Genomic DNA, 1,354 nt, shown 5'->3' on the forward strand with positions numbered 1-1,354 from the left:
CGCCGCCGGCCGCCCCCACCGCGAGCGGAGGCGAGTCGTACCGCGCGCCGGAGACGGACGCGCCCGCGGAGCCGGCGCCGTCGGGCGCGCCATCGGGCTCTGGAGACGAACCCCAGCGCCGGGCCCGGCGCTTCGCCGTGAAGCTGGAGATGGAGTTCCGCACGGAGCTGGACTTCGTGCGCGAGCACGCGCTGAACATCAGCAACGGCGGACTCTTCGTGCGCACGGCGCACCGCCCGCCGCAGGACAGCGTCGTCACGGTGGACGTGAAGCTGCCCAACGGCCAGCGGCTGCAGGGCGAGGCGCTGGTGGTGCACGTGGTGGACGCGCCGTACACGGGGGGCGTGGGGCTGGCCTTCCTGAGCGACGACGCCACCTTCGCGGCGACGCTGGACGAGTACCTGGCGAGCCTGGTGGGAGAGAAGGCGTGACGCTGGAGGAAGGCCCGACGCCGCAGTGGCCGCGCGACCTGGGGCGCTTCCAGCTGCTGTCGCGGCTGGGGCGCGGCGGCAACGCGGAGGTGTTCCGCGCGCGGATGCTCCAGGGGCCGCTGGCGGGCGAGGAGGTGGCCCTCAAGCGCGTGCGGCCGGAGCGCCTGCGGGACGCGGAGGCGCGCGAGCAGCTGCTGCATGAGGCGGAGCTGGCGCGGTGCCTGGCGCATCCGCACATCGTGGGCTTCCGGGAGTACGGCGAGCTGGCGGATGGGCCCTACCTGGCGCTGGAGCTGGTGGACGGCACGGACCTGGGGCGGGTGCTGGCGCAGTGCCGGCGCCGGCGCATCGAGCTGCCCATCGACCTCTCCGTGATGATGGTGCGCCACGTGCTGGAGGCGCTGGCGTACGCGCACGCGGCCACCAACTCCAAGGGCCGGCCGCTGGCGGTGGTGCACTGCGACGTGTCCCCGCACAACGTGCTCCTGTCGCGCGGCGGCGAGGTGAAGCTGGCGGACTTCGGCGTGGCCCGCTCGCGCGCGGGCGTGGCGTTGGATCCGCGCCGCGTGGGCAAGCAGAACTACCGCTCGCCGGAGCTGCTGGCGGGCGAGGTCTCCGTGGCGGTGGACCTGTGGGCGGCGGCGGTGCTGCTGTACGAGCTGCTGTCGCTGGAGTCGCCCTACCCGGAAGGGACGGCCGAGGAGGTCGAGGCCTCCATCCGCGGCCTCCGGGTGACGCCCGTGCGCATGGTGGCGCCGGAGGTGTCGGATCCGCTGGCGCTGGTGCTGGACCGGGCGTTCGCGCCGCACCCGGCGCAGCGCTTCTCCTCGGCGGAGCAGTTCGCGCGGGCGCTGGCGGCGCTGAGCGACGACCGCGTGGCGACGCCGCTGGCCGTGGCCGCGGTGGTGCGCGGGCTGATGGGC

Annotated in this window: 2 protein-coding genes; both read left to right on the forward strand. The window is 75.1% G+C overall.

What is annotated here, in order from left to right; all coding sequences use genetic code 11:
- Window positions 1-431, forward strand: a 431-nt coding sequence (locus tag ACLEQD_RS43475) for a TIGR02266 family protein (protein ID WP_410391803.1), incomplete at its 5' end; no start/stop codon positions are given.
- Window positions 428-1,354 (forward strand): serine/threonine-protein kinase (locus ACLEQD_RS43480; RefSeq protein ID WP_410391804.1); only part of this gene is annotated, 927 nt, incomplete at its 3' end. The genes ACLEQD_RS43475 and ACLEQD_RS43480, both read left to right, overlap by 4 nt.

This window comes from Corallococcus sp. 4LFB, from assembly GCF_046520365.1.
GTDB lineage: Bacteria > Myxococcota > Myxococcia > Myxococcales > Myxococcaceae > Corallococcus > Corallococcus caeni.